Raw genomic sequence first — 17,207 nt, forward strand, 5'->3', positions numbered from 1 at the left:
GATTGGATTTGAGTAATTTATGTTCTGCTAAGTTAGGGTCTGCTGTAAAAGTCTTTTAGTGAGGGTAGGGAGTCGGGAGTAGGGAATAGTTTTAACCCAAGCATTCCTCTTTTTATTGGTTACTAAAAATTACAGCGTTGCATTGTTGCGGGATGATAATCTAATTTGCATAGGCGGAAACTTTTGTTAAATCAAGAAAAATTTCTGCAAATAGATTAAAATAATCCTTGATTATGCAACGCCAAAACTACAGATGCAAGGTTTTTGAGCTTCTATACTCCTCCAAAGTTTGCACTTTCTGGAACCAAAATACCCTCTAAAGCTTACAAGAGATAGAGACGCGATTATCACTTCTTTACTATTTTTCTGCAAGCCCTAAGTTAGAAAACCGACTAACTAATACCATTGATTGCGTTGATACCAAAGAAAAAACTTGCAAAAATTATATTTCTCAATAAAAAACGAGGTGGCAAAATTGCTACCCCGCTAAATTAGATTACCAATTCAATAATGTCACCTACTCCCGCAAGGAGACTCATACGCTCACCCGATAGGGTCAGTGTAGAGAGGAATACACTGTACCGTCAGGTCAGTGTAGGTAGTTTACTTAACGTTTACCTGCGAACTTCTTTGACATTTTCCGTAAACGAATTGATTCGGGTGTAACTTCCACCAATTCATCTGGTCCAATATATTCCAAGGCTCTTTCTAAACTCATTTCCACGGGTGCTTGTAACTGCACCAATTCGTCTCCGGTTGCAGACCGGTGGTTGGTTAACTGTTTGGTTTTACACACGTTCAATTCCAAGTCCTGGGGACGGTTGTGTTCGCCAACAATCATGCCTTTATATACTTTTGTACCTGGAGTAATAAAGAATACACCTCTGTCTTCCGCGTTTTTCATGGCATAGAAAGTGGAAACCCCTTCCTCAAAGGCAATTAACACGCCCTTGTTCCGAGCTTCAATATTTCCACTGAGGGCACGGTATTCGAGGAAACTATGATTCATAATTCCCTCACCACGGGTCATACGGATAAATTCCCCCCTGAAACCAATCAAACCCCGTGCAGGAATCACAAACTCTAAATTTGCGCGTCCGTTGGCACCCATTTGCATATCTTGCATTTCGGCTTTGCGCTGTCCTAACCGTTCAATACAGCTACCAACCGCATCTTCCGGTACGTCTAGGGCTAATAATTCGTAGGGTTCGCAGGGTTGACCATTGACTTCACGGTAAATTACCTGGGGTTGGGAAACTTGGAATTCGTAACCCTCCCGACGCATGGTTTCAATTAAGATCCCCAAGTGTAATTCTCCCCGTCCCGATACCAGGAATTTATCTGGAGAATCCCCATCCTCTACCCGTAGAGCAACGTTAGTTTCCAATTCACGGGTTAGGCGATCGCGAATTTGTCGAGAGGTGACGAATTTACCTTCCTGTCCCGCAAAGGGAGAATCATTCACCCAGAAGGTCATTTGCAGGGTGGGTTCATCGACTTTAATCAAAGGTAAAGCCTGGGGTTCGTTGGGGTCGGTAATAGTTTCCCCAATGTTAGCATCCGCAAAACCAGCCACCGCCACAATGTAACCGGCGGAAGCTTCTTCCATCTCCACCCGTTTCAAGCCTTCAAATCCCATTAATTTGGTGATTTTCGCTTTAACAATATTACCACTTTCGGTCACCAAAGCTGCCTGCTGACCCATTCTAATTGTGCCGTTGTGAATCCGACCGATGACAATCCGTCCTAAATATTCCGAATAATCCAGGGTTGTCACTTGCAATTGTAAAGGTTTGTTGGGGTCTCCCACTGGAGGGGGAACATGACGTAAAATTGCCTCAAATAGGGGCTGCATGTCCTTGGGTTCGTCTTCCAGTTTTTCCTTGGCAAATCCTGATAATCCAGATGCAAATAGGTAAGGAAAATCACACTGGTCGTCATCCGCACCTAATTCCAAGAACAAATCTAGTACCTTGTCAATAGCTTTGTGGGGTTCAGCTTGGGGTCTATCAATCTTGTTCACCACCACAATCGGTCGTAATCCTTTTTCCAGTGCTTTTTTTAACACAAACCGGGTTTGGGGCATAGGTCCTTCATTGGCATCCACAATTAGGATACAACCATCCACCATTCCTAGTACCCGTTCCACCTCACCACCAAAGTCAGCGTGTCCAGGGGTATCAACAATATTAATCAGGGTATCTTTGAACTTAACGGCGGTATTTTTCGCCAGAATCGTAATTCCCCGTTCCCGTTCCAGGTCGTTGGAGTCCATCACACAATCCGGAACGTCTTCGCCTTCGCGGAAAATACCAGATTGTTTGAGGAGTGCGTCAACGAGGGTGGTTTTGCCGTGGTCAACGTGGGCGATAATTGCGACGTTACGGATTGGGAGCGTCATATTTAACTCTAAAGTATGTTTTTCAGATATACATTTGTATTTGGCCGCAATAGCAGAATTCGGATGTTTTGGGGAATTCTGTAAACAAGCCTTAACAATACTATCTTAACCTTAATAGTCGGAGTATGAATTAGTTATTTTTTGAGGGTAGTCGGAGGATGGGGTAAATTTAATGTGCTTTCAGTGCTAAGAATAAACTTTCAACCCTAAATACGCGGATGAAATAAGCGTGATTATTGGTATAGTACCTTTCTCAGGGGAAAATCATTAGTCACAGTTGACAGAAAAGTAGAATTACATAATTCTAATTTATGTTTTTGAATTTTTGAACATTATAGCTTTAGTTTATGGCAGAGCAAGAAAAACCTACATTTAAAGATATTTTCTTTGTACCACCAAACTACTCAGAGATGCTCAAACGACCCTATGCACGTATTGAGAAGAAGGATCATGATTTTGTGATTGGGGTAACTATTCAAGCTTCACTTGAAGCAGCACCTCCCCCAGAAACAGATCCTAGTCTTGGCGAGATGGTTACAATTATCAAAGAAGAACCAGGTACATATTCTGAAGCAACTGTTACAGGGAATACAGAGACACATATTTTTGATATCCCAGTTGTTGTAATTGAGTGTAAAACCTATCTGGATAAAACGATGCTTGAGGGGTCTTCACGTGCGGCAGAAGATTTAAAAGCAAGAAACCCTAATAGTTTATATATTGTGGTTATGGAGTGGATAAAACTAACCAGCGACGTAAATTTGCGAAAATACAAAGTTGACCAAATTTATGTGCTACGTCAGCAAAAAAATACTGATAGAGAGTTCAGATACGAATCTAAATATGTGAAAAATTCCATTAATCCAGCTGTTGTACAACATCTTTTCAAAAAAGTGCGAAACTATCTCACAACGGACTGGGTTGGTGGGATTGAAATGGGTATACAACGTGGCTGGCTAATTGATGAATAAACTAGGCTTATTATCTAACTAAACATGGCTGATGGTAATCGTGTTGATGTGGGAAAGTATTGACCTATTTTTTTTACAGGTGATTACGGAAAAGCTCTAAGACCTGAGACCAAGCATCGATGGCTGCTGCTTGTTTAATGTTAGGATTTTTGGCTAAAAACGGATACTTATCGACAAAAAACCCGGCAAAAAAACCATGTCCTGCATCATAGCGAAAAACACGATGGCTAATGTTATGTTTTTGCAGTTCAGCTTCAATTTTGGCGTTATCTTCTGCGGAAATTAATGGATCTTGATTGCCAAAAAATGTATAGATTGTCCCTTTAATTGCTGATGTTCGATTTAAAGTTGGTGTTGCTTCTCCGTAGGAGGGAACAGTGATTCCCGCACCGTAAAAGGAAGCGGTAGCTTTAATTTCTGGTAAAGTTGCGGCAATATAGGCAACATGACCACCAAAACAAAACCCGATACAACCAATTGCATCGGGTTTAACTTGAGGTAGATTTTTTAAATAGGCGATCGCAGCTTGAATATCACTGATGATTTCGCCGTATTTGACCTGCTGGTAATATTCCATCCCCAAACGGTAGGCTTCGGGACTATAACCTGCATCTTCTGGACTAAATCCAAATTCAAATCCCGGAGCAAGTCGATGAAACATGGCTGGTGCGATCGCAATGTAACCTTGTTGAGCAATCAGGTCGGTGATATCGCGAATATTTTGATTAACTCCGAAAATCTCTTGGAACACAATCACTGCACCAAAGTTTCCTGCTCCTGCTGGTTGTGCAAGATACCCATCTATTTGTAAACCCTGGTTGGGAATCTGGACGGTGCTTGTCTTGATTTCTAGATTTGGCATATGCTCGTTTTTTGATATTGTGATCAACTATGGAGATATGGAGAATATCTGTAAGCTCTAGTACCCCACGTCATTAATGTTGATAGGTAAAAAAAGGCACGTAGTTGCGCTTTAGCACCTTGTACTAGAATATTGCCTATCTTCTCGACTTTTTTGCTATTTCCAAGGGCTGCTTCATGGCAGAAAATACATACTTTAATTCAACAAGCGATCACGCGATTAAAATATTTAAAGTAAAGATAAAATATCTGCAAACACGATATTGATTTCACCAGTGTCCTGAAAATTTTTGAAAGCCCAATCATAATTAAGCTAGATGATACAGGGGTGAAATGTATTGTTATTTTTCCTCAAATACTTATATTTAAAGACTTGTCTACCTTCTCGGTGATTATTATTCTCAGATTAAAGCCACATTATTCATTAGAGCTACATCCCCATTGTAGCATAAGCATCCGTTGCAAATCAACAAATTTGAAGTCAGTAAGAAGTTAATGAGGAGATGAGGTCTATCAAGCCACGGCTCATACGTATAATGGTTTCTTGACGCTCCCACGACTTAAAGCCGTGGGATTCTTGTTTCATTCAGCCGACTTACTTAAAGGAGTTTCCCCACTTAAGCAGAGGTCGTTCTGTCCACAAGCTTTAGATTCTGTGCGCCCCACAGTACTTTTTAATCCTTTGTTCAAAATCATAGTCGCCGCGTTATGGTCACGGTGCATCACTGCACCACAACAATGACATTTGTGGGTACGAGTAGATAAAGATTTCTGAACTCGTGTCCCACAAACAGAACAATCTTGCGATGTGTAGTGAGGTGCAACTGCTATCACCCAAGTGCCAAAAACTTTGCCATAGTAGTCTACCCAATCAGTGAATAGTGACCACGAAGCGTCACTGATAGATTTAGCTAAATGATGGTTCTTAACCATATTTCGCACCTGCAAGTCCTCATAAACTACCAAGTCGTTTGACTGGACTAGAGTTCTTGCTGTCTTCACAGCAAAATCTTTCCTCTGTCTACTTACCTTGAGATGCTTTTTCGCCAACTTTTTAACAGCTTTACGGCGATTAGAAGAGCCTTTTTTACATCTAGAAACTTTGCGTTGTTTGCGTTTCAAAGACTTCTCAGACTTACGCAAAAATCTGGGATTTTCGACTGTCTTACCATCAGAATCAGTGTAGAAAAACTCAAGTCCTACATCAATTCCTACTTGTTTACCATTGTGCTGATGCTGTTCTTTGCGTTCCGCATCAACACAAAATTGGCAGTAATAACCATCTGCTCGTTTAACTACTCTAACTCGCTGAATTTGCTTAGTAGAATAAAAGCTGAAATCACGAGTTCCAACTAGCTGAAATTTCCCTGCTTTAAAACCATCAGTAAAAGTGATGTACTTCTTGTCGGCAGAAATAGCCCATCCTGAAGTTTTATATTCTACGGAATGTCCACGCTTTTTAAATCGCGGATAACCCTTTTTACCTGGCTTTTTAGCTTTACAGTTGTCATAGAAACGCTTAATAGCGCACCAAGCTCTATCGGCAGAAGCCTGACGAGCCATAGAGTTGAGTTTGCCAGCAAAATCAAATTCTTTGGCTAAAACAGCGCAAAGTTTTTGAAGGTCATTCTTGCTAACATCCTTGTTATCTATCCAATGTCTTAGAGCTTTGTTGCGGATAAACAAAGCCGTTCTAATGGCTTCATCTAATAAGCCGTACTGACTTTCTTTGCCCTTCAATTTCGCTTCTAAGACTAACATCGCTCGACCCTGAGATGACAAAAATAATATAGTATATTATGGTTGATAGATACAAGCTATTGACCGCAGTTTGACAAAAACTTTACATATGCTAGAAAATTACAGGCACAAGACAACATCAGTCACTATGATTAATTACCACTTCGTCTGGATATCGAAAAGACGAAAAAAGGTGTTAGTTGGAAATGTTGCTATCAGGCTTGAGGAATTGCTTTATGAAAAAACATTCATAACTAGAGTGCGAGATTCTAGCTCTTGAAATTATGGAAGACCATGTACATCTTTTTGTTAGCAGTCCTCCAACATTAGCCCCAGACCAAATTATGTTTAGGTTAAAAGGATATACTTCTAGGGTATTAAGACAAGAATTTCCACATTTATTGAGAATGCCTTCAATGTGGACAAGAAGTTATTTTTGTGGAACTGCGGGTGACGCTTCAAGTGAGATAATTAAAAAGTATATTGCTAATCAAAAAACCCGCTAACAATTGGACTGCACCTAAAGGTGCTTCCCATTCATGAGGGCAGTTGCATGGACGGGTTTCCCGGCTTGAGCAAACTGCCCGTCCCACCCCGCGCATGACTCAACAGACTAAAAATTTTTGGGATTTTTAGTCTGTTGCTGGTGGGCTTTCTGCTCCAATAATTGTAAGCTTGGGTGGTACTCTCAAGCTCCCCTCCTTCCTCCAGACCTGTAGAGTTTTCTTCACCACTAAGGGGTTTGGAGTCAAAACTTGTGGGCGTGCAGTACCTCAGCCTGACAGAGATAGGCGATACCGGAATAATCGTTGAAAAAATTCGCTGCGACCTCATCCGCAATCTTCAAAGCCAAATCCCGACTGGCGGTAAGTACCTCGATTTTGATGTTGGAGTAGGTGTCGGAAACGTTGGGTTGTCCTGATGAGCGGACGTTACGACTGCCTTTACCGCCTGCTGCCACCACGGTGTATCCGGTGGCTCCGGCTTCGTCGATAATCTGAGCTATCTTTTTCAGCAGTAACTTTTCCGTGACGATGACGAGCTTGTTGGCTTGCTGGGTCATTTGGGATACCTCTTGAATGCATTCTCTATAGTGTAAGAATTGAAAGCAATCCCCTATGTTACGGTCTTGCTTTAAAACTTATTTTTAAGTTTATGCCAATATCGGTGAATACACTACCCTCTGGTGAGGAAGATTGACTCAGATTAGCGAAAGCATTCGATAACAAACGCTTATACTTTCGCTACAATGACCACCATTAAGTATCAGATTCCAAAAGCCTGAAGGGATAATGACTCCGCCGTTTACAGTACTTTCCAAATGAAGCATTGAGGAAACTCTAGGAAAACCATCAGTTTATACATATCAGGTATATATCGGGGGCTTTCCAGGTAGCTAAAAGGAAAACTTATGGTTTCGATTTGACATTACATTCTAAATTCGACTCCAAGGGCGCAAAAATATGCTCATTTCAGGGTAGACTTAAACCCATAGAGTTCGATTCTTAACAAGTGGGAATCGGTAGGAGGCGATAGAGGATAGCTATCACCTTCCAACCGCATTCAGAGGGTAGCCACCTCTGAGTATCCTGCGACATAGTGTAATACCTGTGGTGTAAGCGTGAAGCGCCTTACCCATGCTCAATTCAACTTTTTTCAACCCACTTATCACAATTATCGCTCTTCATCGAAGGAGTTAGAAGGAGGTACTCGTGGATTTTTTGTCCGGTTTCTTGATGCGTATGCTGGCGCAGTTGCAGTCTCCAACACTCGGCTTTCTGATTGGTGGCATGATTATTGCCTCCCTCGGTAGCCAACTGCAAATTCCAGATGCGATCTACAAATTCATCGTCTTCATGCTGCTCATGAAAGTCGGTCTGAGCGGTGGTATTGCCATCCGCAATGCCAATTTGGCAGAGATGCTGTTGCCCGCAGCATTCGCCATGATAATGGGGATTCTGATCGTGTTCATTGGTCGCTACACCTTGGCCAAGATGCCAAACGTGAAAGTTGTGGATGCAGTTGCAACTGCCGGCTTGTTCGGTGCTGTGAGTGGCTCTACCCTCGCCGCAGCTCTAACACTACTGGAAGAGCAAGGCATTAAGTACGAGGCATGGGCTGGCGCACTCTATCCCTTTATGGACATTCCAGCCCTCGTAACCGCGATTGTTGTGGCCAGCATTTATGTCAGCAAGCGCCGTATTACCGCAGACGAGTATCATAGTAAGGAAGAGTACTTAAGTAAGCAGGCAGTTGCTGTAGGCGGGTATCCCAGCGAGCCGGAGTATCCCACAACCAGACAGGAGTATCTTAGCGGGCAGTATGGTAGCAAGTCAAGCAAGCGGGTCAAAATATGGCCCATCGTTAAGGAGAGTATTCAGGGTTCTGCCCTATCGGCACTACTGCTTGGTCTTGCTCTGGGTATTCTGACCAAGCCGGACAGTGTTTTTGAAAGCTTTTATGAACCCCTTTTCCGTGGACTGCTGTCAATCCTGATGCTGGTGATGGGTATGGAAGCTTGGTCAAGGGTTGCTGAGTTGCGCAAGGTGGCTCATTGGTACGCTGTATATGCAGTAATAGCTCCGTTGCTGCATGGACTTATAGCCTTCGGTTTCGGCATGATTGCCCACTATGCCACGGGATTCAGCCTTGGTGGTGTGGTCATCTTGGCGGTCATCGCCTGCTCCAGTTCAGATATCTCTGGACCACCTACGTTACGAGCTGGTATCCCTTCGGCCAACCCTTCTGCCTACATCGGTGCGTCTACAGCCGTCGGTACACCAGTTGCGATCGCGCTAGGAATACCCCTCTATATAGGGCTTGCCCAGGCTTTAATGGGCAGTTGACATCAGAAAACATATGGTCTACCACTGGTCTCCCGACCTGGTAGACCAAGACAACGCTTTATCAAAGTCTGCTTTGTCTCCATTCAGCAGTTGCGTTTATTATGACTATAACAAAAAAACTTTCCGACGGAATCCTTTACGCAGTCTCTTCTGTAGGCGCTGCTTGAGAATTTTATCATCTAAATTTCCCAAAAATGTTCATCTCTAGTACATGAACTCGAATTTATCCATTTTATTGAAGAGGAAATGGTAGCAAGATCAGAAATAAGATAGTTTGGTATGTTTCTGATGAACTTGCTACGGGAAGAATTTCTTGTTTTCATGCTACCGTTTGCGGCTGCATTTTCCAAGCCAGTTTGGGAATCTGCGATCGCATTAGTTGTAGGAGCCATACTAACTAGATTTCGGAGTAGGCAGAAGGGAATCGGGAGAGACGCAGCCACAATCTTATTCCCCAATCTCAAATAAGTACTCCCCAGGAAAAGCTCACGACGACGAAATTAATAAATAATTATCTATACTGGGGAGTATCAACACCGACCTTCTGTCTGGAAACTAAAGATTTATGTTTGGCAACTTTCAAAAAACCCAACTTCGCATAGAAATTGATTCATCAGCAAAGTCCATCGCCGAAAGTTTACTATATCCTGCCCAATTACAAAAGTGGTTGCCTTCTGGTAATTTGAGTTTAGGAATGCCGGATAAATTATATTCGGGATATGAGTTTACTAGTCAATTGGGTCCGGTGCAAATTCACCATTATGTAGATGTGGTGGGTGATAATTGTCTGCGGCTTTTACTTAGTCAGGGTATTGATGGTTTCCATGAGTGGTATTGGGGGGAAGGATGGGTGCAATCACGTCTGGAGGGAGTTTCTGTATTACCCCTGTCCTTGGGACAAACTGCAAGTTTAATTAGTTTGCGACAGTTTTTGCGTGTCAATTTCCCTAATGATCAAAAATTATCGTCGTAGGAACGTAGCTTTGCCACGTCTTTTTGTTGACAGGTGACTGTTGACTTGTTTTTTTGGCTTTTTTGTACTAGTAGTCGATAAGTCCCAGTCCCAAAATACTTCTCTCCAACATTTAGCAGTGATATTATTAAGGACTGTTTCACTCCTGTCAACACACCTAGCTTGAGTCTGCCGATATGTCTGATACTCAATCCTTGAACGGAAAAAACACGACTTTGCACCCCAAAAATCAAAATTCGATTCGGATTCGCGGTGCTAGGCAGCATAATTTAAAAAACATTGATTTAGAGATACCCCGCGATCGCTTGATTGTATTTACAGGTGTTTCTGGTAGTGGGAAGTCTTCTTTGGCGTTTGATACAATTTTTGCTGAGGGGCAGCGTCGTTATGTGGAATCCCTAAGTGCCTATGCACGACAGTTTTTAGGACAACTGGATAAACCCGATGTGGAAGCAATTGAGGGTTTAAGTCCAGCTATTTCCATTGACCAAAAATCCACCTCCCACAACCCTCGCTCCACGGTGGGAACGGTGACGGAAATTTATGATTACCTGCGGTTATTATTTGGACGAGCTGGTCAACCCCATTGTCCCATTTGCGATCGCAATATTGCTCCCCAAACCATTGATGAGATGGTGGATCAAATCATGGGACTGAGCGATCGCACTAAGTTCCAAATTCTTGCTCCGGTGGTCAGGGGAAAGAAGGGAACCCATCAAAAGTTATTATCTGCTTTGGCTGCTCAGGGATTTGTGCGAGTACGGATTAATGGGGAAATCCGGGAATTAGCAGACTCCATCGAATTAGATAAAAATCATACCCACACCATCGAAGTTGTCATCGACCGGTTGGTGAAAAAAGACTCGATTCAAGAACGTTTATTCGATTCCCTCTCCACCTGTCTCAAATTATCATCGGGGATTGCCGTTATCGTTTATACTCCTGCCGATGGGGAAACAGAACAGGAAATGGTATTTTCCGAAAACTTTGCCTGTCCAGAACACGGTGCAGTCATGGAGGAACTCTCCCCCCGGTTATTTTCTTTTAACTCCCCCTACGGTGCTTGTCCCCACTGTCACGGTTTAGGAACATTACGACGGTTTTCCCCCGAAGTGATTATCCCTGACCCGGAAGCACCAGTCTATGCTGCGATCGCTCCCTGGTCAGAAAAGGAAAATTCCTACTATCTGGAACTGCTGTATAGTTTAGGCCAAAGCCACGGCTTTGAACTCCAAACCAAATGGAATCAACTTAGTGACGAACAACGGGATGTCATCCTCAATGGAGAGCAACCACAAAAAGGCCAAAAAACTCCCCATTTTTACGGTGTTATCCCCATTTTACAACGTCAGTACGAAGGCGGCTCAGAATTAATTAAACAAAAACTAGAACAATACCTCGTCGATCAACCCTGTCCTGTTTGTCACGGTCAACGTCTCAAACCGGAAGCCCTAGCGGTGCGGATGGGACAATTCCGCATTCTCGATTTAACTGGTGTCTCCATTCGCGATTGTCGAGAACGGGTGGAGCAACTTCAACTTTCCCCCCGTCAAGCTCAAATTGCCGATTTAGTCCTGCGGGAAATCAAAGCTAGGTTGCAATTTTTACTCGATGTCGGTCTGGATTATCTCACCCTTGACCGTGCAGCCATGACTCTATCGGGAGGGGAAGCCCAACGAATTCGTTTAGCCACCCAAATCGGTTCCGGATTAACCGGGGTATTGTATGTATTAGATGAACCCAGTATTGGACTACACCAACGGGATAACGGACGCTTACTAACAACCCTTACGAAACTGCGGGATTTAGGTAACACCTTAATTGTGGTTGAACATGACGAAGAAACCATCCGTGCAGCCGATTATGTTGTTGATATCGGTCCAGGTGCAGGAATGCATGGGGGAAATATCGTTGCCGCAGGGGATTTACAAACTCTGTTGCAGGCGGAAAACTCCCTGACAGGGGCTTATTTAGCCGGACGCAAACAAATCCAAACCCCTAGTCAACGCCGTGAAGGTAACGGTTTGAGTTTAACTATAGTCAATGCCCGTCGCAATAACTTAAAAAATATTACCGTCAAAATCCCTCTTGGTAAACTAGTCAGCGTCACCGGAGTATCCGGTTCAGGGAAATCCACCCTGATCAACGAATTATTATATCCAGCCCTACAACACCATCTCACCAAAAGAACCCCCCAACCCAAAGACATCGACGAAGTGAGAGGGTTGAACGCCATCGATAAAGCTATCGTCATTGATCAATCCCCCATTGGGAGAACTCCCCGCTCCAATCCCGCTACCTACACAGGTGTATTTGATGTCATCCGGGAGGTTTTTTCTAACACCATCGAAGCCAAAGCCAGGGGTTACAAACCGGGACAATTTTCCTTTAATGTCAAAGGGGGACGTTGTGAAGCCTGTAGTGGTCAGGGTGTGAACGTCATTGAAATGAACTTTTTACCAGATGTATATGTGCAATGTGAAGTCTGCAAAGGTGCAAGATATAATCGGGAAACATTGCAAGTTAAATACAAAGATAAATCCATTGCCGATGTATTGAATATGACTGTGGAAGAAGCCCTGGACTTTTTCCAAAATATTCCCAAGGCGGTGAGTAAATTACAAACCTTGCTGGACGTTGGTTTAGGTTATATCAAAATTGGTCAACCAGCCACCACCCTATCGGGGGGAGAAGCACAACGGGTAAAACTTGCGACAGAATTATCCCGACGTGCGACAGGGAAAACCCTGTATTTAATTGACGAACCTACTACTGGGTTATCGTTCTATGACGTACATAAATTATTAGATGTATTGCAAAGATTAGTGGATAAAGGTAATTCGGTGTTGCTGATCGAGCATAATTTAGACGTGATTCGCTGTTCCGATTGGGTGATTGATTTAGGTCCAGAAGGGGGTGATAAGGGTGGAGAAGTGATTGCGGTGGGGACACCGGAAGAGGTAGCGAAGTCGGAGAATTCCCACACTGGGTATTATTTACGTCATGTATTGCAGCAGTATCCTATAAATAATTCGTAATTTGTAATACCCGCTACGCGGGAAGCGAGCTACGTAATAAGTAAGTCGGCGTAAAAAAAACCAAACTATATTAAGATAAGTAAGTACGTAGAATTAATCTACTAAGGTTACTTGTATATGGGCGCTCATACATGTAAAAATGCGATCGCGTAGCGACTTTTGCAGAGCATCACTTGCTAGAATTTTTGACTTCTCGGACAAACCTACTTGTGTTGAATTGTAAAATAGAAAATTGCATGCAGCCAACCAACACCAACCAGCGTGAAAACCGATACAATCTTCTACCGCTTATTCCAAAGCTTCCCCAGCATCTTTTTTGAACTGATCAACCAACCCCCCGAAACTGCCAATACCTACGAATTTTCCTCCGTTGAAGTCAAACAACTAGCCTTCCGCATCGATGGTGTATTTCTTCCCAAAAACAGCACATCCTCCCCCATCTACTTTGTCGAAGTCCAATTTCAACCCGATGATAAATTATACTCTCGGCTATTTACGGAAATCTTTCTTTACCTCCATAAAACCCAGCTAACTAACAACTGGCGTGGAGTCATTGTATATCCAAGCCGTAACATAGACACAGGTGAAACCGATAGGTATATAGAATTACTCGCATCGGAACGGGTGAGCCGCATCTACCTAGACGAGCTTGAATCTGCATCCCCATCGATTGCGATCGCAACTGTTAAATTAGTAGTAGAGCCAGAATCCAATATTGTTACTAAAACCAGTGAGTTAATCAATCTTGTCAAACAACAAATAGACTCGGAAATAACCCAACGGGAATTTCTCGAACTAATAGAAACCATCATCATCTACAAACTTCCCCAAAAAAGTCGCAAGGAGATAGAGCAAATGTTTGGATTTAGCGAGTTAAAACAAACCAAAGTTTACCAAGAAGCCAAAGAAGAAGGTAAATTAGAAGGTAAATTAGAGGGGAAATTAGAGGGGAAATTAGAAGCAGTTCCTTTCATGTTGAGTTTGGGTGCGACTGTAGAACAAATAGCTGATTCCTTAGATTTAGATATTAATTTAGTGCGGTCTGTTGCAGCGAAAGTTAATACAGATAAATAATTGATTTTGACCCAATAGATATAACTTGGATAGATATATACCAAGAAGATTGAGGGTTTATGAATTATTTAATTTTGCGTCGGAACCAAACATGTTTTTTTTTGGGTAATACCAATTTAAACCAAGAATGCAACAGATGAATTATGTAGAGACGTAGCATTGCTACGTCTCATATTCTGAATATGTTGCAAATGTATTCTAAATCTGTATAAATTAGAAGTATAAATGTTGGGTTACAGTTCGAGGCAAGAGCCTCGTGAAATGCGTTCCCACGCCGAGCATGGGAACGAGTGATTGGGTTACGCTTCGCTCTACTACAATTTTTTTTATTGACAATTAAGCAACTCCATAGCCTGTATAGGGACGTTTGTAACTTGGGTGCAGACCGATAATAATATCCTCTTTAGGTATACCCATTTCTGCCAAATCTTTCGCAATATCTGCTTCTGTCATATTTCGCTGAATCCAAACTTTACCATCTTTAATATCTATGTGGATGAAACAGTTATAAACTCGTTTCAGTCCATCCCAGCCGATCTCGATAAGTTGGTAGTGGTCGTGTTCGGTATCGAAAATCAGCTGACACTCTATTTCCGAATCGGATTTATTGCCTTCTGACTTGGCATGGTTATTGAGCAATTGGCGAATTAATGCTCGGTATTTTTCTAGTTTCTCCATTCGATGACTACCTCCTTAACAGGATCGTAAATGATTAATTTTACTTGGTAAACATTGACGGCTTCTCGAATAAACCTTTCTTGGAAAAGTGATTCAAATGTATTAACAGGAACAGCTAGATAAAGTATCCTATCAGCTTCCTTCATTTGCAATGCTAGACGGTAGTTCAAAAATTGACCCAGCGCAGCGTGAAAATCTGTAATTACTGAAGCATTAAGGAAACTTTTAATTTCCACGATACAATCGAAACCGTCCACTACGTCGTGCTACTACAGTAATTACTGAAGCATTAAGGAAACTTTTAATTTCCACTGCTATTTTACGTCCGGCTTTTTGAGCGGCGATAACTTTTTCTGCAGCAAGATCGATCTCTAGTTTGATACCATCAATTTTAATTTTTAATGGGTCTGCGGTAATCACCCAATCATCCTTAAGTAGTGCTTGTTTTAATTTAATTTCTGTTGTAAGCATTCTCATCGTAATTGTTAATGTCGATTGCGATCGCCCAATTTTTACCCATCTTGCGATTTGAGGTTTTTGATTTATTTCCAGATGATGCAGCCAATTTAACCGTAAAAATACCATACCTAGCATTGTAAAAAATTATCCTCTAGACGACCCGACAGATCATCTCTTGTCGTCAAAATTCTGCTACCATCAAATACATCCCATACCTTACGCAAATATACTTATGTCAGATACACCCGAACCCATCCCCACCCCGGAACATATCTGGATTATTACTGAAGAAGTGGTGGAAACATCGACTACAAAGCAAAAAGAAGTTGTCACCCGTGATGGTTCCAGAAGTGGTGGTGATACGGGGGGAAGATTGGGAGGAAAGACAACCCAAGAGGAAATCATCATTCAACAACAACAAGGTCAGTTGGTGATTACCCGACGCAAGGTGGAGGTGACAAAACTAAAGCAGGAAATGCGGGGATTTCTGCAAGCAATGCGGGAAATGTTGGATGAAGCGGAAGCTCCGAACGCTAAAATCCAGTTGGATGAGGTGGAGTTATCTGTGGAAGTGAATGGGGAAGGACAAATTAGTTTATTTGGTTTCGGTGGTGGAAAAGCCGGTGGAAAGGGTGCGATGACATTTAAATTTAAACGACAAAATCGGTAGAGACGACCCATCGGGTCGTCTCCAAATCATACGGTTCATCCCAAAATCATACTAAAGTTGCATGAGTACCCCCTCTCCGGAAATATACTAAAGATGGATAGATTCGGTTGATGAAATTTTTAAATTTCTGGTTTGAACCGATATACCCCATTCGCTTGATAATTAACTTTTTAGAGAGTCACCGTGGTTGAAGAACTCTATACACCCGAACAACTTGCACAAATGCATGACTCGCTATGGCAATGTGTTTTGCAGTTTGCAAATCTCTCAGCTGCACAGGAACGGAACCGTATTGCTAGGGATTTACATGATTCTGTTGGTCATGCGTTAACTGCCTTGAATTTTCAGTTACAAACCGCGATTAAACTTTACAAACCCGACCCCAATCAAGCAGAGGAGTTTTTAACGGAAGCACAACGACTGGTTAAACTAGCGACCCAGGAAGTCCGTCAATCGGTTCAAGCTTTACGTAGCGATACCCTAGAAACCCAACCCTTGGAAACCTTAATTCAATCCTTGGTTGATGATTTACGTAGTACTACCGGAATTATGCCAACGGTGAATTTGGATGTGCAGGTATCACCTCCGTCCCATCTGGTTATGCCAGTTTACCGGATTATCCAGGAGGCATTAAATAATATACGTAAATATGCTCAAGCTAGTGAGGTGACAATTGAACTCTGTGCTAATGCCGCGGAAATACAATTCCAAATTTGTGATAATGGTCGTGGTTTTGACCCCCATAGTGTTGCTGGTGGCTATGGGTTAAAGGGGATGCACGAACGGGTCGCGGTGTTGAAGGGGTTATTGTTGGTGGAATCTAGTCCTGGTGATGGTTGTCAAATTCATGTTTGGCTACCGACCCATATTTCCACACCTGCGATCGCTATGGGTACTAAACTTTGTGATAGTGCAAAGGCTAATTTGAGCAAATCGGAACTCAATCACCCCGTGGGGAATATCTCAAATATCTCGATGTCCCCACCCCATCTCGATATAGTCAGTGATTCGCCATCTTCGTCAATTTCTGAGGAATATTCTACAGGAGTTGCTGCCAGAACACAAACATCACGACCAGATTTATCATTGTTAATGTCGGAGATTAATCTGGACTTTTCCCGGCTTTTAGAGACTTCCCAGGAAGCTAACCAAACTGGGTACAAACACGAACATCAACAAATGGATGTACAGCCATTCCACCAATCACCAACAGCAAGCAATGTCAAAATCGGTGAATGGCAACCTTTGGATTTAAATGTTTCTGCTTGAGCCAAGTCAACAAAATGGTTGACAAATACTCCAACTATTTGTTTCCACCTTTTGGCTAGTGGTCAAACCCCATCTCGAACTAAAGTTGGAAAATTGTCTTTAACCCTAGAAATACCCAAAAAAGGGCGGTATTAATATAGGAAGGTGATCGAGTAATCAAAATGTTAATCTTAAGTCGCGTAAGTAACATTTGAACTGATAGATTCACTAAATTGTCGTTTTTAGCT

The 17,207-nt window shown here is 42.4% G+C and carries 13 protein-coding genes and 2 pseudogenes; 9 read left to right on the plus strand and 6 right to left on the minus strand.

The features are described 5' to 3' along the window. Positions 1 to 607 precede the first annotated feature (607 nt). The gene (gene typA / locus CDC37_RS17760) at positions 608 to 2,401 is read right to left on the minus strand and encodes a translational GTPase TypA (protein WP_096623695.1); all 1,794 of its coding nucleotides are present in this window, start codon (positions 2,399 to 2,401) and stop codon (positions 608 to 610) included. Positions 2,402 to 2,748: 347 nt separating this feature from the next. Between typA and CDC37_RS17765 the strand changes: the two genes are divergently transcribed. Continuing rightward, entirely contained in the window at positions 2,749 to 3,372 is a 624-nt protein-coding gene (locus tag CDC37_RS17765; protein ID WP_231943104.1) for a Bpu10I family restriction endonuclease, read from the plus strand. Between the two features lie 73 nt (positions 3,373 to 3,445). On the opposite strand, the gene CDC37_RS17770 is transcribed toward CDC37_RS17765, so the two are convergent. Both CDC37_RS17770 and CDC37_RS17775 read right to left on the minus strand, forming a co-directional pair. After that, complete coding sequence (locus tag CDC37_RS17770) at positions 3,446 to 4,234, minus strand: dienelactone hydrolase family protein (protein ID WP_096623697.1); 789 nt, start codon at positions 4,232 to 4,234, stop codon at positions 3,446 to 3,448. A 581-nt stretch (positions 4,235 to 4,815) separates the two neighbouring features. Next, a complete protein-coding gene (locus CDC37_RS17775) occupies positions 4,816 to 5,994 on the minus strand; it encodes an RNA-guided endonuclease InsQ/TnpB family protein (protein WP_096623699.1) in 1,179 nt (392 codons plus the stop codon). An 88-nt stretch (positions 5,995 to 6,082) separates the two neighbouring features. On the opposite strand from CDC37_RS17775, the pseudogene tnpA reads away from it, so the two are divergent. Then, positions 6,083 to 6,479 (plus strand): annotated as a pseudogene (gene tnpA, locus CDC37_RS17780) (IS200/IS605 family transposase). Positions 6,480 to 6,721: 242 nt separating this feature from the next. Here the strand turns inward: tnpA and CDC37_RS17785 are convergent. Then, on the minus strand, positions 6,722 to 7,036 hold the full coding sequence (locus CDC37_RS17785; RefSeq protein ID WP_096623701.1) for a P-II family nitrogen regulator: 315 nt from the start codon (positions 7,034 to 7,036) through the stop codon (positions 6,722 to 6,724). A gap of 649 nt (positions 7,037 to 7,685) precedes the next feature. Between CDC37_RS17785 and CDC37_RS17790 the strand changes: the two genes are divergently transcribed. The 5 genes from CDC37_RS17790 to CDC37_RS17810 all read left to right on the plus strand — a co-directional run bounded on the left by CDC37_RS17790 (position 7,686) and on the right by CDC37_RS17810 (position 13,904). After that, positions 7,686 to 8,819: a sodium-dependent bicarbonate transport family permease gene (locus CDC37_RS17790; RefSeq protein WP_096623703.1), complete on the plus strand. Its 1,134-nt coding sequence runs from the start codon at positions 7,686 to 7,688 to the stop codon at positions 8,817 to 8,819. Positions 8,820 to 9,098: 279 nt separating this feature from the next. Beyond that, positions 9,099 to 9,287 (plus strand): hypothetical protein, encoded by a 189-nt coding sequence (locus CDC37_RS17795; protein WP_096623705.1) that lies wholly within the window; start codon positions 9,099 to 9,101, stop codon positions 9,285 to 9,287. 97 nt (positions 9,288 to 9,384) lie between these two features. Then, positions 9,385 to 9,792: a hypothetical protein gene (locus CDC37_RS17800; RefSeq protein WP_096623707.1), complete on the plus strand. Its 408-nt coding sequence runs from the start codon at positions 9,385 to 9,387 to the stop codon at positions 9,790 to 9,792. Between the two features lie 176 nt (positions 9,793 to 9,968). After that, on the plus strand, positions 9,969 to 12,830 hold the full coding sequence (uvrA, locus tag CDC37_RS17805; protein WP_096623709.1) for an excinuclease ABC subunit UvrA: 2,862 nt from the start codon (positions 9,969 to 9,971) through the stop codon (positions 12,828 to 12,830). A 261-nt stretch (positions 12,831 to 13,091) separates the two neighbouring features. After that, positions 13,092 to 13,904 (plus strand): Rpn family recombination-promoting nuclease/putative transposase, encoded by an 813-nt coding sequence (locus CDC37_RS17810; RefSeq protein WP_096623711.1) that lies wholly within the window; start codon positions 13,092 to 13,094, stop codon positions 13,902 to 13,904. 336 nt (positions 13,905 to 14,240) lie between these two features. Here the strand turns inward: CDC37_RS17810 and CDC37_RS17815 are convergent, their stop codons facing one another. Next, complete coding sequence (locus CDC37_RS17815; protein ID WP_096623713.1) at positions 14,241 to 14,582, minus strand: XisI protein; 342 nt, start codon at positions 14,580 to 14,582, stop codon at positions 14,241 to 14,243. Further along, a pseudogene (locus tag CDC37_RS17820) lies at positions 14,570 to 15,059 on the minus strand (element excision factor XisH family protein). Before CDC37_RS17820 ends, CDC37_RS17815 begins: the two are co-directional and overlap by 13 nt. A 214-nt stretch (positions 15,060 to 15,273) precedes the next feature. Here CDC37_RS17820 and CDC37_RS17825 point away from each other — a divergent pair. Both CDC37_RS17825 and CDC37_RS17830 read left to right on the plus strand, forming a co-directional pair. Next, positions 15,274 to 15,711 (plus strand): Pepco domain-containing protein, encoded by a 438-nt coding sequence (locus tag CDC37_RS17825; protein ID WP_096623715.1) that lies wholly within the window; start codon positions 15,274 to 15,276, stop codon positions 15,709 to 15,711. Between the two features lie 183 nt (positions 15,712 to 15,894). Then, positions 15,895 to 16,980: a sensor histidine kinase gene (locus CDC37_RS17830; protein ID WP_096623717.1), complete on the plus strand. Its 1,086-nt coding sequence runs from the start codon at positions 15,895 to 15,897 to the stop codon at positions 16,978 to 16,980. Positions 16,981 to 17,207: the final 227 nt, after the last annotated feature.

It is taken from the genome of Calothrix sp. NIES-3974 (assembly GCF_002368395.1).
Lineage (GTDB): Bacteria > Cyanobacteriota > Cyanobacteriia > Cyanobacteriales > Nostocaceae > NIES-3974.

What these genes read in the sequence shown, in the direction of transcription:
- CDC37_RS17775 (WP_096623699.1), bottom strand. Translation starts at nt 5,994, where the DNA reads ATGTTAGTCTTAGAAGCGAAATTGAAGGGCAAAGAAAGTCAGTACGGC.
- CDC37_RS17785 (WP_096623701.1), bottom strand. Translation starts at nt 7,036, where the DNA reads ATGACCCAGCAAGCCAACAAGCTCGTCATCGTCACGGAAAAGTTACTG.
- CDC37_RS17765 (WP_231943104.1), top strand. Translation starts at nt 2,749, where the DNA reads ATGGCAGAGCAAGAAAAACCTACATTTAAAGATATTTTCTTTGTACCA.
- CDC37_RS17815 (WP_096623713.1), bottom strand. Translation starts at nt 14,582, where the DNA reads ATGGAGAAACTAGAAAAATACCGAGCATTAATTCGCCAATTGCTCAAT.
- CDC37_RS17770 (WP_096623697.1), bottom strand. Translation starts at nt 4,234, where the DNA reads ATGCCAAATCTAGAAATCAAGACAAGCACCGTCCAGATTCCCAACCAG.
- uvrA (WP_096623709.1), top strand. Translation starts at nt 9,969, where the DNA reads ATGTCTGATACTCAATCCTTGAACGGAAAAAACACGACTTTGCACCCC.
- CDC37_RS17825 (WP_096623715.1), top strand. Translation starts at nt 15,274, where the DNA reads ATGTCAGATACACCCGAACCCATCCCCACCCCGGAACATATCTGGATT.
- CDC37_RS17795 (WP_096623705.1), top strand. Translation starts at nt 9,099, where the DNA reads ATGTTTCTGATGAACTTGCTACGGGAAGAATTTCTTGTTTTCATGCTA.
- typA (WP_096623695.1), bottom strand. Translation starts at nt 2,401, where the DNA reads ATGACGCTCCCAATCCGTAACGTCGCAATTATCGCCCACGTTGACCAC.
- CDC37_RS17800 (WP_096623707.1), top strand. Translation starts at nt 9,385, where the DNA reads ATGTTTGGCAACTTTCAAAAAACCCAACTTCGCATAGAAATTGATTCA.